This is a genomic window from Clostridia bacterium (assembly GCA_014360065.1).
Classification (GTDB): Bacteria; Bacillota; DSM-521; order Neomoorellales; family JACIYF01; genus JACIYF01.
On record JACIYF010000009.1, the window covers coordinates 1 to 20,334 of the forward strand.

General features: G+C 56.3%; 18 protein-coding genes. 7 read left to right on the top strand and 11 right to left on the bottom strand.

Translation table 11 applies throughout. The annotated features are described in order from the left end of the window. Positions 1 to 495: 495 nt before the first annotated feature. From pdxT to dnaA, 11 genes are all read right to left on the bottom strand, one after another. A complete protein-coding gene (gene pdxT / locus H5U02_02810) occupies positions 496 to 1,161 on the bottom strand; it encodes a pyridoxal 5'-phosphate synthase glutaminase subunit PdxT (protein MBC7341372.1) in 666 nt (221 codons plus the stop codon). Further along, entirely contained in the window at positions 1,161 to 2,039 is an 879-nt protein-coding gene (gene pdxS, locus H5U02_02815) for a pyridoxal 5'-phosphate synthase lyase subunit PdxS (GenBank protein MBC7341373.1), read from the bottom strand. Before pdxS ends, pdxT begins: the two co-directional genes overlap by 1 nt. Positions 2,040 to 2,215: 176 nt before the next feature. Next, positions 2,216 to 4,753, bottom strand: a complete 2,538-nt coding sequence (gyrA, locus tag H5U02_02820; protein ID MBC7341374.1) for a DNA gyrase subunit A — start codon at positions 4,751 to 4,753, stop codon at positions 2,216 to 2,218. A gap of 31 nt (positions 4,754 to 4,784) precedes the next feature. Beyond that, positions 4,785 to 6,749, bottom strand: coding sequence for a DNA topoisomerase (ATP-hydrolyzing) subunit B (gyrB, locus tag H5U02_02825; protein MBC7341375.1), 1,965 nt, complete (start codon positions 6,747 to 6,749; stop codon positions 4,785 to 4,787). Between the two features lie 140 nt (positions 6,750 to 6,889). Then, complete coding sequence (locus tag H5U02_02830) at positions 6,890 to 7,045, bottom strand: hypothetical protein (protein ID MBC7341376.1); 156 nt, start codon at positions 7,043 to 7,045, stop codon at positions 6,890 to 6,892. Positions 7,046 to 7,240: 195 nt separating this feature from the next. Further along, the gene (locus H5U02_02835) at positions 7,241 to 8,659 is read right to left on the bottom strand and encodes a transposase family protein (protein ID MBC7341377.1); all 1,419 of its coding nucleotides are present in this window, start codon (positions 8,657 to 8,659) and stop codon (positions 7,241 to 7,243) included. A gap of 2 nt (positions 8,660 to 8,661) precedes the next feature. After that, complete coding sequence (locus H5U02_02840; protein MBC7341378.1) at positions 8,662 to 9,576, bottom strand: DUF4338 domain-containing protein; 915 nt, start codon at positions 9,574 to 9,576, stop codon at positions 8,662 to 8,664. Between the two features lie 97 nt (positions 9,577 to 9,673). Next, positions 9,674 to 9,853: a hypothetical protein gene (locus H5U02_02845; GenBank protein MBC7341379.1), complete on the bottom strand. Its 180-nt coding sequence runs from the start codon at positions 9,851 to 9,853 to the stop codon at positions 9,674 to 9,676. A gap of 49 nt (positions 9,854 to 9,902) precedes the next feature. Then, positions 9,903 to 11,036, bottom strand: coding sequence for a DNA replication/repair protein RecF (gene recF, locus H5U02_02850; GenBank protein ID MBC7341380.1), 1,134 nt, complete (start codon positions 11,034 to 11,036; stop codon positions 9,903 to 9,905). 112 nt (positions 11,037 to 11,148) lie between these two features. Continuing rightward, positions 11,149 to 12,270: a DNA polymerase III subunit beta gene (gene dnaN / locus H5U02_02855; protein MBC7341381.1), complete on the bottom strand. Its 1,122-nt coding sequence runs from the start codon at positions 12,268 to 12,270 to the stop codon at positions 11,149 to 11,151. A 181-nt stretch (positions 12,271 to 12,451) separates the two neighbouring features. Continuing rightward, complete coding sequence (dnaA, locus tag H5U02_02860) at positions 12,452 to 13,855, bottom strand: chromosomal replication initiator protein DnaA (protein MBC7341382.1); 1,404 nt, start codon at positions 13,853 to 13,855, stop codon at positions 12,452 to 12,454. A 386-nt stretch (positions 13,856 to 14,241) separates the two neighbouring features. Between dnaA and rpmH the strand changes: the two genes are divergently transcribed. From rpmH to mnmG, 7 genes are all read left to right on the top strand, one after another. Further along, complete coding sequence (gene rpmH / locus H5U02_02865; GenBank protein MBC7341383.1) at positions 14,242 to 14,376, top strand: 50S ribosomal protein L34; 135 nt, start codon at positions 14,242 to 14,244, stop codon at positions 14,374 to 14,376. Positions 14,377 to 14,407: 31 nt separating this feature from the next. Continuing rightward, complete coding sequence (rnpA, locus tag H5U02_02870) at positions 14,408 to 14,755, top strand: ribonuclease P protein component (GenBank protein MBC7341384.1); 348 nt, start codon at positions 14,408 to 14,410, stop codon at positions 14,753 to 14,755. A 38-nt stretch (positions 14,756 to 14,793) separates the two neighbouring features. Continuing rightward, positions 14,794 to 15,003 (top strand): membrane protein insertion efficiency factor YidD, encoded by a 210-nt coding sequence (gene yidD, locus H5U02_02875; protein MBC7341385.1) that lies wholly within the window; start codon positions 14,794 to 14,796, stop codon positions 15,001 to 15,003. A gap of 53 nt (positions 15,004 to 15,056) precedes the next feature. Then, entirely contained in the window at positions 15,057 to 15,743 is a 687-nt protein-coding gene (locus H5U02_02880) for a membrane protein insertase YidC (GenBank protein MBC7341386.1), read from the top strand. Beyond that, a complete protein-coding gene (locus tag H5U02_02885; GenBank protein MBC7341387.1) occupies positions 15,740 to 16,360 on the top strand; it encodes a protein jag in 621 nt (206 codons plus the stop codon). The genes H5U02_02880 and H5U02_02885 overlap by 4 nt, the downstream gene beginning before the upstream one ends. A 236-nt stretch (positions 16,361 to 16,596) precedes the next feature. After that, positions 16,597 to 18,000, top strand: coding sequence for a tRNA uridine-5-carboxymethylaminomethyl(34) synthesis GTPase MnmE (gene mnmE, locus H5U02_02890; GenBank protein MBC7341388.1), 1,404 nt, complete (start codon positions 16,597 to 16,599; stop codon positions 17,998 to 18,000). A 319-nt stretch (positions 18,001 to 18,319) separates the two neighbouring features. Continuing rightward, entirely contained in the window at positions 18,320 to 20,212 is a 1,893-nt protein-coding gene (gene mnmG / locus H5U02_02895) for a tRNA uridine-5-carboxymethylaminomethyl(34) synthesis enzyme MnmG (GenBank protein ID MBC7341389.1), read from the top strand. Positions 20,213 to 20,334: the final 122 nt, after the last annotated feature.

The window sequence follows — 20,334 nt, forward strand, 5'->3', positions numbered from 1 at the left end:
AGGCGACTTTGGGCGAGCCTCGCGAGACGTCGGCGAGACCGAGCCCGGAGGCGGGGCCGAGGACAGGACGTCCGAGGCCGGCCTCTTGAGACAGGAGGTCGAATTGGCCGGGAACCCCTCGAAGGGCGAGGGGGAGCCATACGGATCGCTGGCGAGCCCATGTGGAGCCGGCGCCAGCGCTCCGGCATGGGAAATGTTTCGGAAGCATCCAATAAGGTATCAGGGGAGACGAGGCTATGATATTTTTAAGCATTTGTGGTCTTGCGGTCATTTTGATGCTAGGCTATTACCTCTACCGGCAGAGGACCGATCCGGGCCCAAAAATCTTCCCCTATAATGATGTCCTGGCGGCGAGGAAAACCAGCCAGCCAGGGCCTAATCACCAACCCTAATCGAGGAGGAGGCGGGGTCTCCCCGCCGTCCTGTTGCACCAGCGTACGAACGATTCCGTATACGGCGGTTGGCCAAGTGGGTCCGATGTCCTTGAGGACTTTCTTAGAGCCTACGAGAAAGCCTGAGATCTGTTCCCAATTCTCCGGCAGCTGGGCGATGAGCCGCTTCCTTGACCATTTCTAGGAAGTACTGATGCAGGCGAGGGTCAGCGGTCAACTCGGGATGAAAGCTTGAGGCTAAAAGGTGGTCCTGGCGGACCAATACCGCTTGTCCCCGGATGCTGGCCAGCACCTCCACGTTGGGCCCCACCTTTTCTACCCAAGGGGCACGGATGAATACCGCCGGAAAAGGATCCTCGCCCAGGGCGGGAATGGCCAGATCGGCTTCAAAGCTCTCTACTTGCCGGCCAAAGGCGTTGCGCCGAACCCAGATATCCATGAGTCCCAGCCGGGGCTGGTCGCTGCCGATGATGTGGGCAGCCAGCACCACCAGGCCGGCACAGGTGCCATAGATGGGAACTCCTTGTCTACCCAGGCGGCGCAAGGGCTCCAAAAGGTCAAAGTCGGTCATTAGCTTGCCCATGGTGGTGCTTTCCCCGCCGGGAATTACCAGGCCCTGCACCCCAAGAAGCTCTTCGGGCTTGCGCACCTCCCAGGTCTCACAACCTAGAGCATCTAATACCTGCCGGTGTTCCCGGAAGGCTCCCTGCAGGGCCAAGACTCCGATCCGGAGCCCTTGGCTTAGCCCTTGACGCGCCGGGGCTGCCATCACCAACCGCGCTCCTGCAACCTGGTACCCAGGGTAGCTATCTCCAAGCCGGGCATGGCCTCGCCCAGATCCTTGGATACCTCCGCCAAAACCTTAGGATCGCGGAAATGGGTGGTGGCGGCCACGATGGCCTTGGCTCGCGCCGAGGGATTCTTGGATTTGAAGATGCCGGAGCCTACAAAAATGCCGTCGGCGCCTAGCTGCATCATTAGGGCAGCGTCGGCCGGCGTAGCAATGCCCCCAGCAGCAAAGTTCACCACCGGCAGTTTTCCTTCCTGCGCTACCTGGCGAACCAGCTCCAAGGGAGCCCCCATTTCCTTGGCCACATGCGGCAGTTCATCCTCAGGGGTATTGGTCAGCTGCCGGATTTGCTCCTGCATCCGGCGCATGTGCCGGACCGCCTCCACCACGTTGCCGGTACCGGCCTCGCCCTTGGTCCGGATCATGGCCGCCCCTTCGGCGATGCGCCGCAGCGCCTCTCCTAAGTCGCGGGCTCCACAAACAAAGGGAACCTTAAAGGCATGTTTATTGATATGATGTTCCTCATCGGCAGGAGTCAAGACTTCGCTCTCATCCACGTAATCTACGCCTAAGGCTTCTAAAATTTGGGCCTCGACAAAATGGCCAATGCGAGCCTTGGCCATAACCGGGATGCTCACTGCCTCCATGATCTTTAAGATCACGGCGGGGTCCGCCATCCGGGCTACCCCGCCGGCAGCGCGAATGTCGGCGGGAACCCGCTCCAGCGCCATCACCGCGCAAGCTCCAGCCTCCTCGGCAATCCGGGCCTGCTCTGGGGTAGTCACGTCCATGATGACTCCGCCCTTGAGCATCTCCGCTAGGCCTTTTTTGACCGTCCAGGTTCCTTTCTCTTCCACCCCACGTCCCTCCATTTCTGCTGCCAAGAGCCACTTAGCAGTCAAGTAAGCTCTGTTTTTCCCTATTGTAATCCTACTTGGAACCAGCTACAACCCTTAGTCTGGCTTCAGTACCCTAGTGCAGGGCTAGCCGGAGTGGGCCAAGCGACCTCGCTTCCATGCCGCTGGGTGGCCCTCTAGGATTCCGATATGGCCTCGAGTTCCGACTCCGATTCCGGCCCCTCATGAGGACCAGGCTCGGCCGATCCAGGTTCGTCTGGCCCCAGCCCCTGGGTTTCCACCTCTTCTTTGGCTAGAATCTCGGCAATGGCCACCACCGAATCCCCGGCTCCCAGGCGCATGAGGGTAGCTCCTTGGGTGGCCCGGCCGGTCCGGGGTATGTCGTCCACCTTGACCCGGATTATGATGCCCTCCCGGGAGATTATCATTAGCCCCTCCCCGGGACGCACTACTTTAAAGGCCGCCACCTGGCCGCGCTTGAGGCTTCTGGCAATGGTGGCTACTCCCCGGCCCCGGCGGGACTGGCTCCGGTACTCTTCCAAGGGAGTGCGCTTACCAAAGCCCTGCTCAGTTACCACCAGCACCTCCCCGTGGGGTTTGACTACATCCATGCCGATGACCCGATCCTCATCGGCCAGGGTGATGCCCTGTACTCCCTTGGCGGTGCGGCCCATGCTCCGCACTTCCTCCTCGGAAAAGCGGATGGCCATGCCTTTCTGGGTGCAAAGAATGATTTCTTGGGAGCCATCGGTGAGGTGAACCCCCACCAGCTGATCCCCTTCCTCCAGCCCTAGGGCAATAATACCGTCGCGGCGGGAAGTATCAAACTCCACCAGCGGGGTCTTCTTGACCAGGCCGCGGGCGGTAGCCATAAACAGGTACCGGCGGGCAGTAAACTCCCGCACCGGAATAACCGCGGTGACGTATTCCCCGGGCTGGAGGTAGATCAAGTTAATCAGAGCAGTTCCTTTGGCTTGCCGGTTGGCCTCGGGGATCTCGTGAACCCGCAGCCGGTAAGCTCGCCCTTGGTTGGTAAAGAACATTAGGTAGTGATAGGTGGTGGTGACAAAGAGGTGTTCCACGAAGTCCTCCTCCCGGGTGGTAAGGGCAGTTATTCCCTTACCTCCCCGCCGCTGGCTACGGTAGGTGGCGGCCGGAAGCCGCTTGATGTAGCCGCGGCGGGTGATGGTCACCACTACCTCCTCCTCGGGAATGAGGTCTTCCACCTCCAGCGCTTCCACTTCCTGGAGGGTGATGCGAGTACGCCGGGGATCAGCATATTTTTCCTTGATCGCCAGGAGCTCCTCCTTGACCACGTTCATAATTAAGGTATCGCTGGCTAAAAGCTCCTCTAAGCGGGCAATGGTAGCCAAGAGGTCCTGATATTCCTGTTCCAGCTTTTCCCTCTCCATCCCCGCCAGCCGCTGTAAGCGCATATCCAAAATAGCCTGGGCTTGCCGCTCGCTCAGGCCGAACTTCTCCATGAGGGCTTGGCGGGCATCGTCCACCGTCCGGGAACGGCGGATGGTGGCGATCACCTCGTCAATATGATGGAGGGCAATTAGAAGCCCGTCGACGATGTGGGCTCGCTCGCGAGCCTTTTCTAGATCGAAGCGGGTCCGGCGGATGACCACTTGGCGCCGGTGCTCGAGGTAATGCTCCAGCATAGCCTTCAAGGTGAGCACCCGCGGCTGCCCGTCCACCAGGGCTAGGAGAATGATGCCAAAGCTATCCTCCATCTGGGTATGTTTGTAGAGCTTGTTTAGGATTATCCGGGGCTTGGCGTCCCGCTTAAGCTCGATCACCACCCGCATGCCGGTGCGATCGGACTCATCCCGCAAGTCGCTTATCCCTTCCAGGTGCTTTTCGTGCACCAGTTGGGCAATCCGCTCTACCAGCTTGGCCTTGTTAACCTGGTAAGGCAGCTCAGTGATGACGATGGCGGTCTTGCCGCCCGGGAGGTTTTCTAGGTCGGTCTTGGCCCGCACCTTGATGGTCCCCCGACCGCTTTGGTAAGCAGCCCGGATGCCCTCCTGCCCCATGATGATGCCGCCGGTGGGAAAGTCGGGGCCCTTAACGTGCTGCATCAGCTCCCTTACTTCCGCCTCCGGCTGGTCGATTAAGAACACCAAGGCATCGATTACTTCGCCCAGGTTATGAGGGGGAATATTGGTAGCCATACCGACGGCGATGCCGGCGGAACCGTTGACCAGAAGGTTGGGGAACTTAGCCGGCAGCACCACCGGCTCTTCTAAGCTGCCGTCGTAGTTGGGAATAAAATCCACGGTCTTCTTATCGATATCCGCCAGCATTTCCATGGCTAAGGGCGACATCCGGGCTTCGGTGTAGCGCATGGCTGCAGCCGCATCTCCATCCACCGAGCCAAAGTTGCCATGGCCGTCGATCAGGGGGTAGCGGGTGGCGAAATCCTGGGCCAAGCGTACCATGGCATCGTATACGGCTACATCGCCATGGGGGTGGTAACGAGCCAGGACATCGCCCACCACCCGAGCCGATTTTTTGTGGGGCTTGTCTGGCCCCATCCCCGCCTCGTACATGGCGTAGAGGATGCGGCGATGGACGGGTTTTAGGCCATCGCGGACATCGGGCAAGGCCCGGCCTACAATTACGCTCATAGCATAATCAATGTAAGCTTTTTGCATCTCTTCCTCTAAGAAAATGGGGATAACTTTACCCCGCTCGGGTTGGTCCATTAATTAGCCCCCTCAAAACCTATCTACTTTTTTAAATGTCCAGGTTGCGGACTTCCCGGGCATGGGACTGGATAAATTCCCGCCTAGGCGCCACCTGATCGCCCATGAGGATGTTAAAGATGCGGTCAGCTTCCTCGGCATCGCGCATGCTCACCTGGAGGATGGTCCGGGTTTCCGGGTTCATGGTGGTATCCCAAAGCTGCTCTGGGTTCATTTCCCCTAAGCCCTTGTATCGCTGGATGGCCACGCCTTTAGTTCCTATTTCCTGGAGGAGGCGCTCCAGCTCCTCATCGCTATAAAGGTAGCGCTCCTCCTGGCCCCGCTTCACCCGGTATAGAGGCGGCTGGGCAATATACACGTATCCGGCCTCGATCAAGGGGCGCATGTAGCGATAAAAAAAGGTTAAAAGCAAGGTACGGATGTGAGCGCCATCCACATCGGCGTCAGACATTACTACTAGCCGGTGATAGCGGGCCTTAGTGATGTCGAAATCGGATCCGATCCCCGTCCCTACCGCGGTGATCATGGCCCGGATCTCTTCGTTGCTTAAGATTCTTTCCAACCTAGCCTTTTCCACGTTCAAGATCTTGCCTCGGAGCGGCAGGATAGCTTGAAAACGCCGGTCCCGGCCTTGTTTGGCCGATCCCCCAGCCGAATCTCCCTCCACCAGGTAGAGCTCGCAAAGGGCCGGGTCCCGGAGGCTGCAGTCAGCCAACTTGCCGGGCAAAGAAGTTACTTCCAGAGCGCTCTTTCTGCGGGTGAGCTCCCGAGCTCGGCGAGCCGCCTCCCTGGCCCGCTGGGCCGACAAGCACTTCTCGACGATCTTTTTGGCCACCGGAGGGTTTTCCTCTAGGAAGGCCTCGAGGCCGTCCCCCACCACCTGCTCCACCATGCTGCGAACTTCACTGTTGCCCAGTTTAGTTTTAGTCTGGCCTTCAAATTGGGGTTCGGCCACCTTCACGCTCAAGATAGCGGTGAGCCCTTCGCGGATGTCTTCCCCGGCCAAGTTGCTTTCGCCGTTCTTTAAAAGCCCTTGGCGGCGGGCATAATCATTGATGGCCCGGGTGAGGGCGCTTTTAAACCCAGCCTCATGGGTGCCGCCCTCCTCGGTGTTGATGTTATTGGCGTAGGAGCGAAGGATTTCATTGTAGCCATCATGATATTGAAGGGCAGCTTCGATCTCCGTTCCCGGCCGCGAGCCCGAAAGGTAGATAGGCTTGGCATGGAGGGTGTTGCGGTTCTTATTCAAGTACTTGACGAAATCGATGATGCCCCCATCGTGCAGGAAGGTGCTTTCCTCCCCTGTCCGCTCGTCCTTGAAGATGATCTTCACCTTTGGGTTTAAGAAGGAAAGCTCCCGCAGGCGTTCCGCCAAGATGTCGTGATCGAAGACCAACTCCTCAAAAATCTGAGGATCGGGCTTAAAGGTAATCTCGGTGCCCGTACCTTTAGCTTGGCCAATTACCTTTAGGGGTGAGGCCACCTGTCCCCGCTGGTAGCGCTGGTAATAGATTTTGCCGTTACGCTTTACTTTGGCCTCCAGCCATACCGAGAGGGCGTTTACCACCGAAAGTCCAACTCCATGCAATCCGCCGGCCACTTTATATCCCTTGCGGTCAAATTTGCCTCCGGCATGGAGCATGGTCATGGCTACTTCCAGGCCCGGCCGGCCCGTCTTCTCATGAATATCCACCGGTATGCCCCGACCGTTATCAGCCACGCTGACGCTATTGTCTTCGTGGATGATTACCTTGATACGGTCGCAGTAACCGGCCAGGGCTTCATCGATGCTGTTGTCGACGATTTCATAGACCAGGTGGTGTAGCCCTCGGCTGCCGGTACTACCCACATACATGCCTGGACGCCGCCGAACCGCTTCCAAACCCTCCAGCACCTGAATCTGGCTGGCATCATAGGTGTAATCTTCCCCGGGCCCACTCCCGGCCACTTCACCTGCCGCCACCGCCGGCGGGGTACGGTTGGCATTAGCATCCATAAGGTCGTCTTTGTTGGTCACAAGCCCACCCCTTTAACTATCGCTCCAACCTAGTATTATAACACAATCTAGGGAATAACTTGGCCCAGCCCTCTTTAACCTGCTCCCGTAGCCGCCTTACCTTACCGGAAGAGCTGGGGCTAGCCGTCGCTGGCCTTAGGGAGCCCCCGCTGGCAGGCCCGTTTGTACAGGGTGATAGAAGCAATGGAGGAGAAGTAGATGCCGGAATCGGTGATTACCGCCGACTTGGCCGGGCTACCGTCAACCACTTGAAAGGTCTTGCAGTGCTGACGCATGAATCTATTCCAAGACGCATCCAAAGCACACACCAAATCAGGCGAACAAGCAGTGCAGATAAAAAGTGTGGGATACAGGAAACCTCGCCTACTTTGGCAGGCTGCTGACTGGGAAGGGTTAGGGAAAAAGGGCGCGGGTAAGGATGCCACCTTTTGGAGGGGGCTTGGATGCGGGCGGGTTTAGGCGGTTAGGTTTCATAGGATTAACCGTAATCTAGGAGGCCGAGCGCAGCAGGCCAAAAGCTGGTCACGATCAATCCACCGGTTCATCCAGCTTTCCCGAAGGAAGTTTAGGGTTCCCCGAATACCCAGTTCCTGTACTTTCTTTACCAGGGCCTCCGTGTGCAGAGTTAAGATATTTAAAAGGTGCCCTAGGTGCATCAATACATGCCAGTTTTTCATGGCCGTCCAGTTCAGAGAGAAAGCATGTTCATACTGATAACCCTGATGTTTTTCTACCAGGATATTTTCTTCAATGTCCCAGCGGTGGCGGGCTGCACGATTGCAGCGGGCTATGATATTCTTTTTGGTGAAGGGCCGCGAGGATACCCAGGCCCAGTGGGCTTTTTTCTTTTCGCCTTTCTCTTCCCACGTCTCTGTGCATGCCGCCACGTGAATTTTTAGCCGCCGCCAGGACCCGGAAGCCTCCTGGAACTCATAGTCGATATCGTTGGCCCACCAAAAGTTCTGCTCCCGGTCCCCCCAATGGTACTTGAGTTTCTGGTCCCTTTCCAGTTTATTAATGGCCTGCGCCTCTTCCCGGATGCTTTTCAGGCGGTCCTGGGGCAGGATAAACATAAAGTCCAGATGTAATTGGCGGCACAGGGCCATCATGGGTCCATTGGCGTACAGGCCATCAGCCACTACCATTATCCGTAACTTGGGAAAGGCTTCCCGCAGGTATAGCAGCAGCCGTTTGCCGGCTTTTAGTTCGCAATCCTGCTTGGCGAAGGCCTCTTTTTCGCCCTTGGGGTTCTCGCAGAACTCGGTGAACAGGGGGATGGTTATCCCCTGGGGGCCGACCAGGACTGCTTCTACCGTATAAGCCATATATGATACTTCTTCCCCATGTTGCCGGCGGAGGGCTTCTTCAGCAAAGGGTAAACTGCGCACCAACTTCTGCGTCCCATCGATGGCTATTACATAATGCTTTTCTACCAGTAAGGCCTGTAGCTGCCGGTTGCGCAGCAACCGTTTGATTGTTTGCACCAGCACCCCTTCCAGTTGCTCCGGATTAATCTTTGCCAGCAAGCGGTTGACAGTGTCCATATGGGGGATAGTGTCAATCTCCGGGAAGACCTCCCGCAGTAGCTCCCAAAAGGTGGGTCGGGTCAGTTCCCGGTTGGCTTCCCTCCTGGAGCTATAGGCGAAGACGAAGAGAAACAGCCCGCAGGTAAGGAGAACAGTCAGTTTATGCTTGATACTCTGGGGGCGGCGGGGGTCAGGTATGTGCGAGAATTGCTCAAGCAGTACTGGTAAATAGGCCCGCCATACTGGTAGCTGCGCTGCCAGAGCCGCTTGCCGGTCGGCTGCCTCTTCCTGGCTGGTGGCATAGGCGCTTTTGCAATTGGGCAGGGTAGCCGGGTGGAGGGACGCGGGATGCCGTAAGGCCATATTTATTTCCCTCCCTCGTCTAAAGTTTCTTCAACAGGCTCCGGGAAGGGTTCTATGAGCCGCCGGCGCCAGTCCCGTACCAGGGGGTATACCCAGATTGTTTTAACTGAGGCAGCATATTGGTTAAAGGTGTCCTGGCGGCCGCGACCTGCGGTCTCGCCAATCCTGATCCAGTTGGCCGCCCGGTAGCAGGTGCCCTGGTACCCGGGTTCGACAAAGGTTTCTAAGAGAACCGGTTCATAGCCGTAGCGTTCCCGCCAGTCCCTCCGGATGCGGCGGGCTACCAGGGAAAGGGCGTGGCTGGCCAGATGGGGGATGTGGACCTCCGGCAGGATCAGAAAGCGGTTGTTGTTGACGATACGGGGGCGGTAGCGCCGGCGTTCCTCAGCTGTCCAGCCAATCCACTTATCCCGCGCCGCCAGAGCCTTGGCAGCAGCACCGAACAACATCGCTCCTACTATCTCCCGGCCTCTGGCTCCCTTTACCCTAATCCAATACCGCTGTTGCGCCCCGATGGCCCGCAGATACCCTAAAGGATGGTAAGCCGCCAGGGTGGCGTTCCAGTCCGCCCTCTCAAAAGGGGTGACCGGATCTATGGTAACCGGCGCCACTTCTTGAAGTTTGGCTTCGAGCCGTGTTTGGATCGCAGTTCCTAGCCGCTCCCTGCCTACATTACGCACCCGGTTCTTTTGGAGCGGCGGTAAGGTAATGACCCCTTTTTGTTCTAATTCCAGCAGCAGCTTTCTACAGGCTTCCATCTTTAATCGTCCGTTCGGGGCCTTCCAGGGCAAATTCTCGCATATGGTCGCCGCGATCTCTTCACGGCTTAAATGGGAAAATTCCTTTACCGTAATACGTATTAAGTTAATATCCGCCTGGCTAAACTCTCGATCCCCAACCCAAAAAGGCACGTCCATCTGAGATTTCACCTCGCTATTTTTCCAAGGCTATTATCTCAGATTGGCTTGAGCCTGTCCAGTCCTATTTGCGATAAAATTTTTTCTGGGCCTGTTATTAATTCAGACACCGCAAGGCCTTTTTTGTTGATGCGTCAGCACTGAAGGTCTTGTCTTCATCCCGGCGAGCCCGGAGAAATTCCCGGGTGGCCGGGGTATTGTCCACCGTGTCTAGATTGATGATACAAATGATCTCGCTCTCAGGGATAATTATGTCCCCACCTAGGTGAAGAAACATAGGATCAACCTCCTTACTTGCTGGTGCAGCTCGAGCACATGAGGGACGGCTACGATATCAGCTCCACTTGCCCTGCTTCCACCCGATACCAGCTAGCCTGCTGGGGATGCCAATCCTTTAGTTCTTCGGAGCTAGTAATAAAGATTTGATTCTTGCTCCCTAAAGTATCCATGAGTAACCTTCTCCGTTCTCTATCTAACTCGCTAAAAACGTCATCTAAAAGCAGAACTGCCGGTTCCTGTGATTCCTCCTCGAGAAAATCAACTTCAGCCAACTTTAAAGCTACCACGGCCGTCCGCTGTTGCCCGCGGGAGGCAAAGCTTCGCGCCGCTTTCCCGTCAATTAAGATAGCAATCTCATCTATATGGGGCCCTACCAAAGTAAACCCGGCCTTTAATTCCCGGGTACGGTTGGCTGCCAGCGCCCGTTCTAAACTGGCCGCCACCATTTCTCCTTCTTTGCCCCAACTTCCCCGGTAGACTAACCTTAATTCCTCGTTGCCACCTACCCGCTGATGCCAGCGGCAGGCAGCTTGAGAAAGCCAGTTTAAGGCTTTAACCCGCCGGACAATAATATCTTGACCAAGCTTGATCAGCTCTTGGTCCCAGACCTCTAGATGGCGAGGGTCTCCTTTCCCCGATCGTAGTTGCTTTAATAGCTGGTTGCGCTGGCTCAGCACCCGCCGATAGCGAACCAAGTTATAATAATGCTCGGGATGGGCTTGACATATCTGCCCATCCAAGTACTGGCGGCGAAGCGCAGGCGGTCCGTCGATCAAGTTCACCTGCTCAGGACCAAAATAGACTACGTTTAGCTGGCCTAGCACTTCTCCTAAGCGTTCTTGCTTTACCTTATCCAGAAATAGCTTTTTTTGACCGTGGCCGCTACCGGAGGCGGCCAGCTGGTAAGTGAAGCGAATATTCTTAATTACTCCCCCGGCCTGGCCGATAGGCTCCTTAAGCACTTCCCCTTCTAAGACAAAGAAGCTTTGGTGGTCCTGGAGTAGTTGGGGATCGCGGTGCCTACGGGGAGAAGCGCTGGTCCCTAAGTAATAGATGGCTTCCAAGAGGTTAGTCTTGCCTTGGGCATTTCTACCTACAATCACATTAAGGTGAGGGTTAAAAGCCAGGGTAAGCTGGGCGTAGTTACGAAAGTGGACCGCCTTTAGGTTCCTAAGCCACAAATTTTCATCTGCCTCCTGTCCCTCCTCGCCCCCCTGACCCAGCACTCAACCTGCAGGCGACTAGGACTTAGTAAGGGTGTCTTACTGCCTGATCGGGCGTAAAACCACTCCACTATGATAACCGCACTGGCAGCACCAAGTATAGGCATGAGATCTCCTCAGTTTGCGCCGGCCGAATTACCGCTGGACCCAGGGATCCAGTAAAATCAATAGTTACTTCTTCTGCACCGATGGCCTGCAACCCCTCCAGCAGATAACGGGCGTTGAAGGCGATTTCCAGCTCTTCACCCTCGATCTTGGCTGGAAGCTCCTCGTGCATTTCCCCTTTCTCTGGAGAGGAGCTATCCAAGGATACTAGTTGTCCGGAAAGGCGCAACTTAACCACGGTGATGCGGCTCTTATCCACCTGCCGGCCTACCACCAGCGCCCGCTCAATGCTTGCGGCCAGCTCTTTGGTCGCAATCTGCATCCGGGTTTGATGGCGGGAAGGAATTACCTGTTGGTAGGCAGGGAACTGTCCTTCCAGCAAGCGGCAGTCCACCACCAGGTTTCCCGCCACCAACCGACACCAGTTTTCGGCTACTTGGAGCCTAAAGCGTTCCCCGCTCAAAAGCCGGGTTATCTCCAGCAGGTTTTTCCCAGGAACCAGGATTCGGAAAGGCTGGCCCAATTCCTCCCCTAATGTTCCCCAGGCGTAGGCCAGGCGGTGAGTGTCGGTCGAAACCACATGCAAGGTACCGTCACCGGTAGACTCCACCAGTATGCCGCTGAATACCCCCCGGGTATCCTCCCGGGCTAGAGCCGCACCCCCTTTGCGCACGGAAGCTACAAAGGGAGCAGTGGGAAGCTCCAAGGTGTCACCTTGTAGCTTGAGGGCTTCGGGAAATTCCTCCACCGGATAACCATTGATCCGCCATCGGGAATCCCCCTGGCTTAAAACCGCCGCGTGAGGAGTCTCTCCGTGGCTCCCTAGAAACAGGGGTCCTGAAGGCAGAAAGCGTACCAGGTCAGCTAAATCCCGGGCGGGAAGGGCAAGGCTGCCCTCCTCCTCCACCTCGGCTGGGATGCTAGCCTGGATGCGAAGCTCCAAGTCGGTGGCAGTAAGGGAAAGGGTTCCCCCTTGGGCCTCAAGTAAAACGGCTCCCAGGATAGGTAGAGTGTCGCGGGGAGAAGAAGCCCTTTGGACCATCTGGATGGCAGTATGGAGGTTTTCTTGGCTGCAGGCTATTTGCATATGTGGCCCTCTTTTCTTCATCATCTTTTTATATGCTTGTAGAAGTCGTAGTCATAGGGGCGGTGAGTATGTGGATAAGGGGGTTTAAGCCGCAAAGGCAAAAGGCTAAGCTTTAGGATAATCAGCGGATAAGACCCCGAAGCTATAAGCCCTAACCCACCTATCCCGATTCTATCCCCAACTAACTCTGTGACCACTGTTGAGAAGTGCGGTTAGTTAATTGGTTTTTTAAGGTCGCGATTATTTGCTGTAAATCCTCATCCTCAGTCAAAAGAGAACTAATCTTATCGCAGGCATGCATAACTGTGGTATGGTCACGGCCACCAAATTCCTCGCCAATCCGAGGGAGGGAGTTGTCGGTTAGCTCCCGAGATAAGTACATGGCGATTTGCCGAGGAAAGGCTAGGTTGTGGGAACGTTTTTTGGCCTTAAAATCCTCCACCCTTAAGTTAAAGTAGTCGGCCACTACCTTTTGAATCTCCTTGATGGTGAGGACATGGGAGGGAGCCTTGTCCACCAAATCCTTTAGAGCCTCTTGGGTCAGCTGGGAATCGATGGGCCGCTGATTCATGGCCGCATAGGCGGCTACCCGAATCAAAGCTCCCTCTAGCTCGCGGATGTTGGCCTGAATGCGGCCTGCGATAAAGGCCATAACCTCATCGGGGAGGTTAATACCCTCCTCTTCGGCTTTCTTGCGGAGGATAGCTACTCTGGTTTCATAGTCAGGGGGTTGGATGTCAGTAATTAAACCCCATTCAAAGCGGGAGCGGAGGCGATCTTCTAATGTCGGTATATCCTTAGGCGGACGGTCGCTGGAGAGGACAATCTGTTTTTGGGCGTCATAAAGGGCGTTGAAAGTGTGGAAGAACTCCTCTTGAGTCCGCTCCTTGCCGGCTAAAAACTGGATGTCATCCACTAGTAAGACATCCATGGTCCGATACTTGTCCCGAAAGGATTCAGTGGTGTCGTCGCGAATGGAATTAATCAACTCATTGGTAAAGTTTTCCGAAGAAACGTAAGCCACCCGGTGGTAAGGGTTATGCTCCAGCACGTAATGACCGATGGCGTGCATGAGGTGGGTCTTGCCCAAGCCCACCCCCCCGTAAATAAAAAGCGGGTTGTAGGCTTTGGCTGGAGTCTCGGCTACTGCCAAGGAGGCGGCATGGGCGAAGCGGTTGCTATTGCCCACCACGAATCTTTGGAAAGTATATTTAGGGTTGAGGTGGACATGGTTAGTGCCGATCCGAGCCCCGTTGCCCGGCCGAGGGTTGGGATTAAAGGAGGAGGGTTGGGAGTGAAGATTGCTTCTGGGGATCTTGGGAGTATGGCGTTCCATAAAAGGTAAAACGAAACGGACATCAACTGGCTGATTGAGAACCAAGCGCAGAGTGTTCTTGATCAAAGTATAATAGCGATCCTCCAGCCATTTCTTAGCAAAAGAAGTAGGGACAGCAATGTCTATGGTTTGGTTGTGGTAAGCGATGGCTTGGGTAGATTTTAGCCAGGTTTCATAGCTTTCTTGGCTCAGCTCCTCCTTAAGGATACCGAGAGCACGATCCCAAACCTCTTGGAGCGAGGCGCGCATAGATTACCCTCCTTGGTTATGCACATATAGCTTACACAGGCTGTTGGCGGCCTGTGGATAAACTGCTAGCTTAGGTTTTACCCTTTCAATTCTAGGCTTTCATCAGTTAGCAACCAACATAATCACACTTTATCCACAGCCGGCTGGGATAGGAGGGTGGGAGTACGCTACATCGACCCAGCCCATAGAGGAAGCGGTCTTGTCTATAAGGGGATGCCTTTTCATATTAACAAAGAAGGGGAACAAGGTGCAACTTTGATTTGAGCTGAGAATCAGCCCAGCTCTCGCTCGCACTGCAGTATAAGCGGGAGGCGGCGGTTTTGCTTGACACTTAAGGAGGGTATAAGCTATAATCAACCTGCTTTTTAAGGAGGAAGGTGGGTCTTATGAAGCGGACGTACCAACCCAAAGTTCGAAGGCATAAGCGGGTGCATGGGTTTAGGGCCCGGATGCGCACCAAGAGTGGTCGCGAGGTTATTCGCCGGCGGCGAGCTAAGGGGAGAAAGAGGTTAACCGCTTAAAATTGGTGCCGTAGTTGGGGTTGGGCCGGCGGTGCAGGGATGGACTACCCTTAGAGCCAAGGAAGAGTTTCAACGGATTTATCGGTGTGGTAGCCGGGTAGCGGGGCAGTACATGATCATGTATTCCCGGGTAGGAGAAGGGGAGAGCTTGTATCGGTTGCGGGTAGGGATCGTCTGCGGCCGGCGGGTGGGGAAGGCGGTAGTCCGGAATCGGGTACGGCGGCTGATCAAGGAGGCCATCCGTAGGCAGATAAATAAGCTGGAGCGACCGGCCGAGATGGTGCTGGTGGCCCGGCCCGAGGCCAAAGAGGCTGACTTCTGGGCACTGGAAAGAGAATTGAAAGAGATGTGGCTGAGGGCGGGCTTGATTTCGGAATGAAAAAGAAATTTTCCCTAAGAAACGGAGACGGTGTCAGGATGCGCCGCCTGGCCATTTTGCTTATAAAGGCTTATCAGCGGCTGATTTCCCCTTGGTTGGGTGCCAGCTGCCGCTTTTATCCCAGCTGTTCGCAATATACATTGGAAGCCATCGAGAAATATGGACTAGGGCGAGGGGTCTGGTTGGGCATAAAGAGGTTAGTTAGGTGCCAACCTTTTTCGCCCGGTGGGTATGATCCGGTACCTTGAGGGCAAAATTACCCGGGAGGTGAAATCTGCCTGTCTTACCGGGCAGATGGTAAGTGGGAGGTTTAGTTAATTTCTTATCCCAGTCAATTCAGTTTTTCTACTCTATTAGCGCCGGCTTAGGCATCCCTAGTTATGGTTTGGCGATCATCTTTTTTACCATAGTTGTGAAAGCAGTATTATTCCCTTTAACTTACCGGCAGTTAGCTTCCATGCGGAAGCTCCAGGAGCTTGCTCCCAAGCAGCAGGAAATTCAAAAGAAGTACAAAAAAGACCCACAGCGGGCTCAGCAAGAGATTATGAAGCTGTATCAGAAGGAAGGGGTCAATCCCTTCATGGGCTGCCTGCCCTTGTTAATCCAAATGCCGATTCTGTATGCGTTGTTCATGGCCCTGAGATCGTTTTTTGACCCAGTGCATCACCCTGCCTATGTGGATATGAGTCGGGCTAGTTTCCTATGGATCGGCAATTTAGGGACCCCGGATCCCATTATTTTACCCATTCTTGCGGGCCTAGGTACTTTTTTGCAACAGTGGGTGAGCATGAATCGCGGCGCCGGCGCTGGCGATCAGACCCAGCGGACTATGCTCTATATCATGCCCATTTTTATGGCCTGGATCAGCCGCAGCTTTCCGGCCGGACTAGCTCTTTACTGGGTGATGTTCACGGTGGTCAGTATTGCTGAAAACTGGATTGTTCGGCGGGTGCCCATGGCGGCTAAGGAGGTTGCAGGAAGTAAATGAGAATGGTTGAGGCGACGGGCAAGAGCGTGGAAGAAGCGGTGGAGAAAGCGTTGATGGAACTGGGCCGGGCGCGGGAACAGGTAGAAGTAGAGGTGCTGGAGGAGCCGAGCAAGGGGCTTTTGGGTATCCTGGGTAGTAAAATGGCCCGGGTGCGGGTGCGGGATAAAGGCGACATTGGCGAAATGGCGGAGGAGTTCGTACAAGGGATACTGGAGCGGATGGGGATTAAGGCGCGCCAAGAGCGCTATGAGCGAGATGGTTATCACTATATTCGCATTTATGGCAGCGACGTGGGCCTCTTAATCGGCCGACGGGGAGAGACGTTAAATGCGCTTCAGTACTTAGTGAACCTGGCGGTGGGACATAAGGCCGGCAAGAAGGCCAAGGTGATTCTGGATGTAGAGGGTTACCGGGAGCGGCGGCAGGAGACCCTGATCCGCTTGGCACGGCGAATGTCGGAGCGAGTGCGGCGGACGGGGATGGCGGTGGCGCTGGAGCCCATGAACCCGCAAGAGCGGCGAGTAATTCATACTGCTTTACATGGCGATAGCCGGGTGTATACTATAAGTGAAGGGGAGGAACCATATCGGAAAGTGGTAATCCGTCCCAAACGCTGAGGGCTAATGGTGGCGCATGGGCCAAAAGAGAACAAAGAGCAAGCTTTACGAGACAAGTTGGCGCTGAAAGCAACCCAGGAATGAGCGATCGTTTCTGGGTTTTTTGATGGGGATTAGCTGATGCGAAGGGCGGGGTAGCTCCACCAAGAGCTACGGTGGGAAGGAGCGGCGGGCCAGGCAGCGAGAGGCAACAATATTTTTAGAAGGGTGCTCTAAGAAGGGTGGGTAAGAGGGACATGAGCAAGGGAGCAGCAGGGTATGGGCTTGCGGATACCATTGCTGCCATCAGCACTCCTCCGGGTGAGGGGGGCATCGGCATCGTTCGGCTGAGCGGGCCGGAGGCCTTGGCTATAGCCTCGCGCATCTTCGTCCCCCGGCGGCCGCGGGATCTTCGTCAAAGCCCTGGTTTTCGTATGTACCTGGGCATGATTGTGGACGGGGCAGGGGGGCGACCAGTGGATGAGGTTCTGGTATCGGTGATGCGAGCCCCCCGGAGCTATACCGGCGAGGATGTGGTGGAGATCAATTGCCACGGGGGAATGGTACCGGTTCGGCGAACCTTGGAGCTGGTATTGAGGGAGGGGGCTAGGTTAGCCGGGCCGGGGGAATTTACTCGGCGGGCTTTTCTCCACGGACGGATTGATTTGGCCCAGGCTGAAGCGGTGCTGGACGTGATCCGGGCTCGGACCCGGGCTGGGTTGGAGCTGGCGGTGCGCCAGATAGAGGGGAAGCTGTCCCGCCGCATCCAGGAGGCGGAACAAGAGCTCATCGGCATTATGGCCAGCTTAGAAGCTAGCATCGATTTTCCTCTAGAGGTGGATGAGCCCGAAGGCGGGGAGTTGTTGAGGAGGCTTGCGGACCTGCGGGCCCAGCTGGAGGAGTTGATCCGGGGGAGCTCCCAGGGGCGCATCCTCCGGGAAGGGATAAAAGTGGCCATCGTGGGGCGACCCAACGTGGGCAAATCTAGCTTGCTCAATGGTCTTTTGGGGGAAGAGCGGGCCATCGTTACCGAGGTGCCTGGCACTACCCGAGATCTTATCAGCGAGGCGGCCAACATCCGGGGAATACCGGTGGAGCTGGTAGATACCGCCGGGATTCGAGAGACGGCTGACCTGGTGGAGCAGCTGGGAGTAGAGAGGAGCCGCCAAGCCCTGGCCCAAGCTGACGTGGTGTTGCTGGTGGTGGATGGTAGCCAAGGGGCCGATGGGGCCGATGCCCAGTTGGCGGCGGCAGTAGGCGATCGCCCCGGGATCTTGGTATACAATAAGATGGACTTGGTTGGAGGCGACAAGCCGGAAGCCGGGGATTGGCTTCCCTCTGGCTGGAGGCAAGTTTATACCTCGGCCAAAGAAGGCTGGGGTCTAGAGGAATTGCGAGCTATGATTGCGGAAATGGTGCTGGGAGGGGAGGTTAGTCCCGGGACGGAAGTTCTGGTTACCCGGGCCCGGCACCAGGCAGCCCTGGAAAAGGCGGTGCGGGCCTTAGAGCAAGGGGAAGAGACGGTACAGGCTAAGCTCCCCTTAGATTTATTGGCAGTGGATCTCAGGGCGGCAAGGGAAGCCCTGGGGGAGATAACCGGCAGCACCGTGGATGAAGAAGTGTTGGACCGGATCTTTCAGGATTTTTGCGTGGGCAAGTAGGATGGCGGCCGGGTCAGCCGGGCGGGTCGGTCAGCGCTCAACCCAGAGAATTGCCATCCAAGAGAAGTGAGGGCTGCCATCCTCTTGAGACAGGAGGTCGAATTGGCCGCCCAGCACTCAACCAACCGCGAGGCTGCAGCCCCAGAAACAGCTTGCTGCGTATAGCGTGGATCCCAAGCTTGGGTCAGTCAGTTGGGTGCTGGGCGCCGAAGGGTGAGGGGGAGCCATACGGATCGCTGGCGAGGTCATTTGGAGCCGGCGCCAGCACCCCGGCATGGGAAACGTTTCGGAAACATCCTAGGCGGAAAGGGGGTTTACGGTGGGATTTCTAGCAGGGAGCTATGATGTAATAGTGGTAGGAGCTGGGCACGCCGGCTGTGAGGCGGCTTTGGCTAGCGCCAGGCTGGGGTGCCGGACACTTTTAATTACTTTGAATCTGGATAGCATTGCCCTGATGCCCTGTAACCCGGCCGTAGGTGGGCCGGCTAAAGGACATCTGGTACGGGAGATCGATGCCCTAGGGGGCGAAATGGGACGGGCAGCCGATGCGGCCCGGATCTCCACCCGGTTGCTTAATACCAGCAAGGGTCCGGCGGTACGGGCGTTGCGGATGGTAGTGGATAAGAGCGCTTACTCCAACTATATGCGTCGGGCCTTGGAAGCTGAGGCTAATTTAGAGCTGAAACAGGCGGAAGTGGTCAAGCTCCTGGTTAAGGATGGGCGAGCCGCAGGCGTGGTGTGCCGAACCGGAGCCACCTATGAGGCCAGGGCGGTAGTTATTACCACCGGGACCTACCTCCGGGGGCGGGTTATTATTGGCGAAGTGAGTTTTGCCAGCGGACCCATGGGCCAGTTTCCGGCTCAAGGCCTAAGCGAGGATTTAGCGGCTCTAGGTTTAAAGGTGGGGCGGTTTAAGACCGGCACCCCAGCTCGAGTAAGCCGCCGGTCGATAGACTTTAGTCGAGTGGAGATTCAGGAGGCGGATGGGGGGGAGCTGCAGTTTTCCTACTATCAACCGGCGCCTCCCAGGCCCCAGGTGGCTTGTTGGGTTACTAGAACCAACGAGGCTACCCACAGGATCATTCGCGAGAACCTGCACCGGGCCCCGCTGTTCAGTGGAGCCATTGAGGGCGTAGGGCCGCGTTACTGCCCCTCCATTGAGGACAAGGTGGTGCGGTTCGCTGACAAGCCCAGTCACGTGGTCTTCCTGGAGCCGGAGGGCCGAGAGGGCGAGGAGATATATGTGCAGGGGATGTCCACTAGCCTGCCGGAGGAGGTGCAGCTGGCCATGCTGCGTACTCTGCCGGGGCTGGAGCGGGCGGAGATAGTTCGGCCGGGATATGCCATCGAGTACGATTACGTCTCGCCTGAGGAGCTTAGGCCTACTCTGGAAGTCAAGAAGGTACCGGGACTGTTCTTAGCTGGCCAGATTAACGGTACTTCTGGGTATGAAGAGGCGGCAGGCCAGGGGCTGGTGGCCGGAGTCAACGCGGCCCGGCAGGTTAGGGGAGAAGGTCCGTTTACCTTAAGTCGGTCGGAGGCTTATATTGGGGTACTAATTGACGATTTGGTTTTTAAAGGCACCAACGAGCCTTATCGGATGCTGACTTCCCGGGCCGAGTACCGGCTATTGCTCCGGCACGATAATGCTGATTTGCGGCTGAGCGAGATTGGGCACCGGCTGGGCTTGCTTAAGGAGGAAGATTATGCTAAGTTCTGCCAAAAAAGAGAGGGTATGCGGGCAGCCCGGGAGGCGCTGAGGAGGATCACAGTTCATCCCGGCCCGGCGGTGGAGTCTTGGCTGCAAGCAATCAATGGAGGAAAGCTAAGAGGGGCAACTACGGCCGAGGAACTGTTGCGGCGGCCCCAGGTTAGCTATGAGGATTTGGCTGCCCGGGGCTGGGCGGTGCCGGTAGGGCGGGAGATCGCTCAGGAAGTAGAAGTAGAAATCAAATTCAGCGGTTATATCGCTCGCCAGAAGGAGCAGGTAGAGCGTTGGGAAAAGATGGAGGAACGGGCTTTGCCGGAGGGTCTGAACTATATGGAAATAGATGGGATTTCCAGCGAAGGACGTCAGAAGCTGGAAGCTTTTAAGCCACGGTCTTTAGGGCAGGCGGCGCGGATATCGGGAGTGTCGCCGGCGGATGTGCAAATGTTGCTGTTCTACCTGGAGCAGAAGCGTCAAGCCCAAGGGGTTAGGCAGTCCAGTTGATAGGTGGGGGAAGGCCCCATATGGGGGGCGATGGTTTGGAGGTGCTTTACGGTTGGGGCTGGGGTAGGGGAGATGGATTGACGAGAAGGCTAGTTTTAGGGGGTGCGATGTCATAGGTGGAA

Bases quoted from the DNA above. Each gene is read 5' to 3' on its own strand.
- dnaN (MBC7341381.1), bottom strand. From the start codon at position 12,270: ATGCAAATAGCCTGCAGCCAAGAAAACCTCCATACTGCCATCCAGATG.
- gyrB (MBC7341375.1), bottom strand. From the start codon at position 6,749: ATGGATGCTAATGCCAACCGTACCCCGCCGGCGGTGGCGGCAGGTGAA.
- gyrA (MBC7341374.1), bottom strand. From the start codon at position 4,753: ATGGACCAACCCGAGCGGGGTAAAGTTATCCCCATTTTCTTAGAGGAA.
- H5U02_02835 (MBC7341377.1), bottom strand. From the start codon at position 8,659: ATGGCCTTACGGCATCCCGCGTCCCTCCACCCGGCTACCCTGCCCAAT.
- dnaA (MBC7341382.1), bottom strand. From the start codon at position 13,855: ATGCGCGCCTCGCTCCAAGAGGTTTGGGATCGTGCTCTCGGTATCCTT.
- mnmE (MBC7341388.1), top strand. From the start codon at position 16,597: ATGAGCAAGGGAGCAGCAGGGTATGGGCTTGCGGATACCATTGCTGCC.
- pdxT (MBC7341372.1), bottom strand. From the start codon at position 1,161: ATGGCAGCCCCGGCGCGTCAAGGGCTAAGCCAAGGGCTCCGGATCGGA.
- H5U02_02830 (MBC7341376.1), bottom strand. From the start codon at position 7,045: ATGCGTCAGCACTGCAAGACCTTTCAAGTGGTTGACGGTAGCCCGGCC.
- H5U02_02885 (MBC7341387.1), top strand. From the start codon at position 15,740: ATGAGAATGGTTGAGGCGACGGGCAAGAGCGTGGAAGAAGCGGTGGAG.
- H5U02_02845 (MBC7341379.1), bottom strand. From the start codon at position 9,853: ATGTTTCTTCACCTAGGTGGGGACATAATTATCCCTGAGAGCGAGATC.
- H5U02_02840 (MBC7341378.1), bottom strand. From the start codon at position 9,576: ATGGACGTGCCTTTTTGGGTTGGGGATCGAGAGTTTAGCCAGGCGGAT.
- yidD (MBC7341385.1), top strand. From the start codon at position 14,794: ATGCGCCGCCTGGCCATTTTGCTTATAAAGGCTTATCAGCGGCTGATT.
- rpmH (MBC7341383.1), top strand. From the start codon at position 14,242: ATGAAGCGGACGTACCAACCCAAAGTTCGAAGGCATAAGCGGGTGCAT.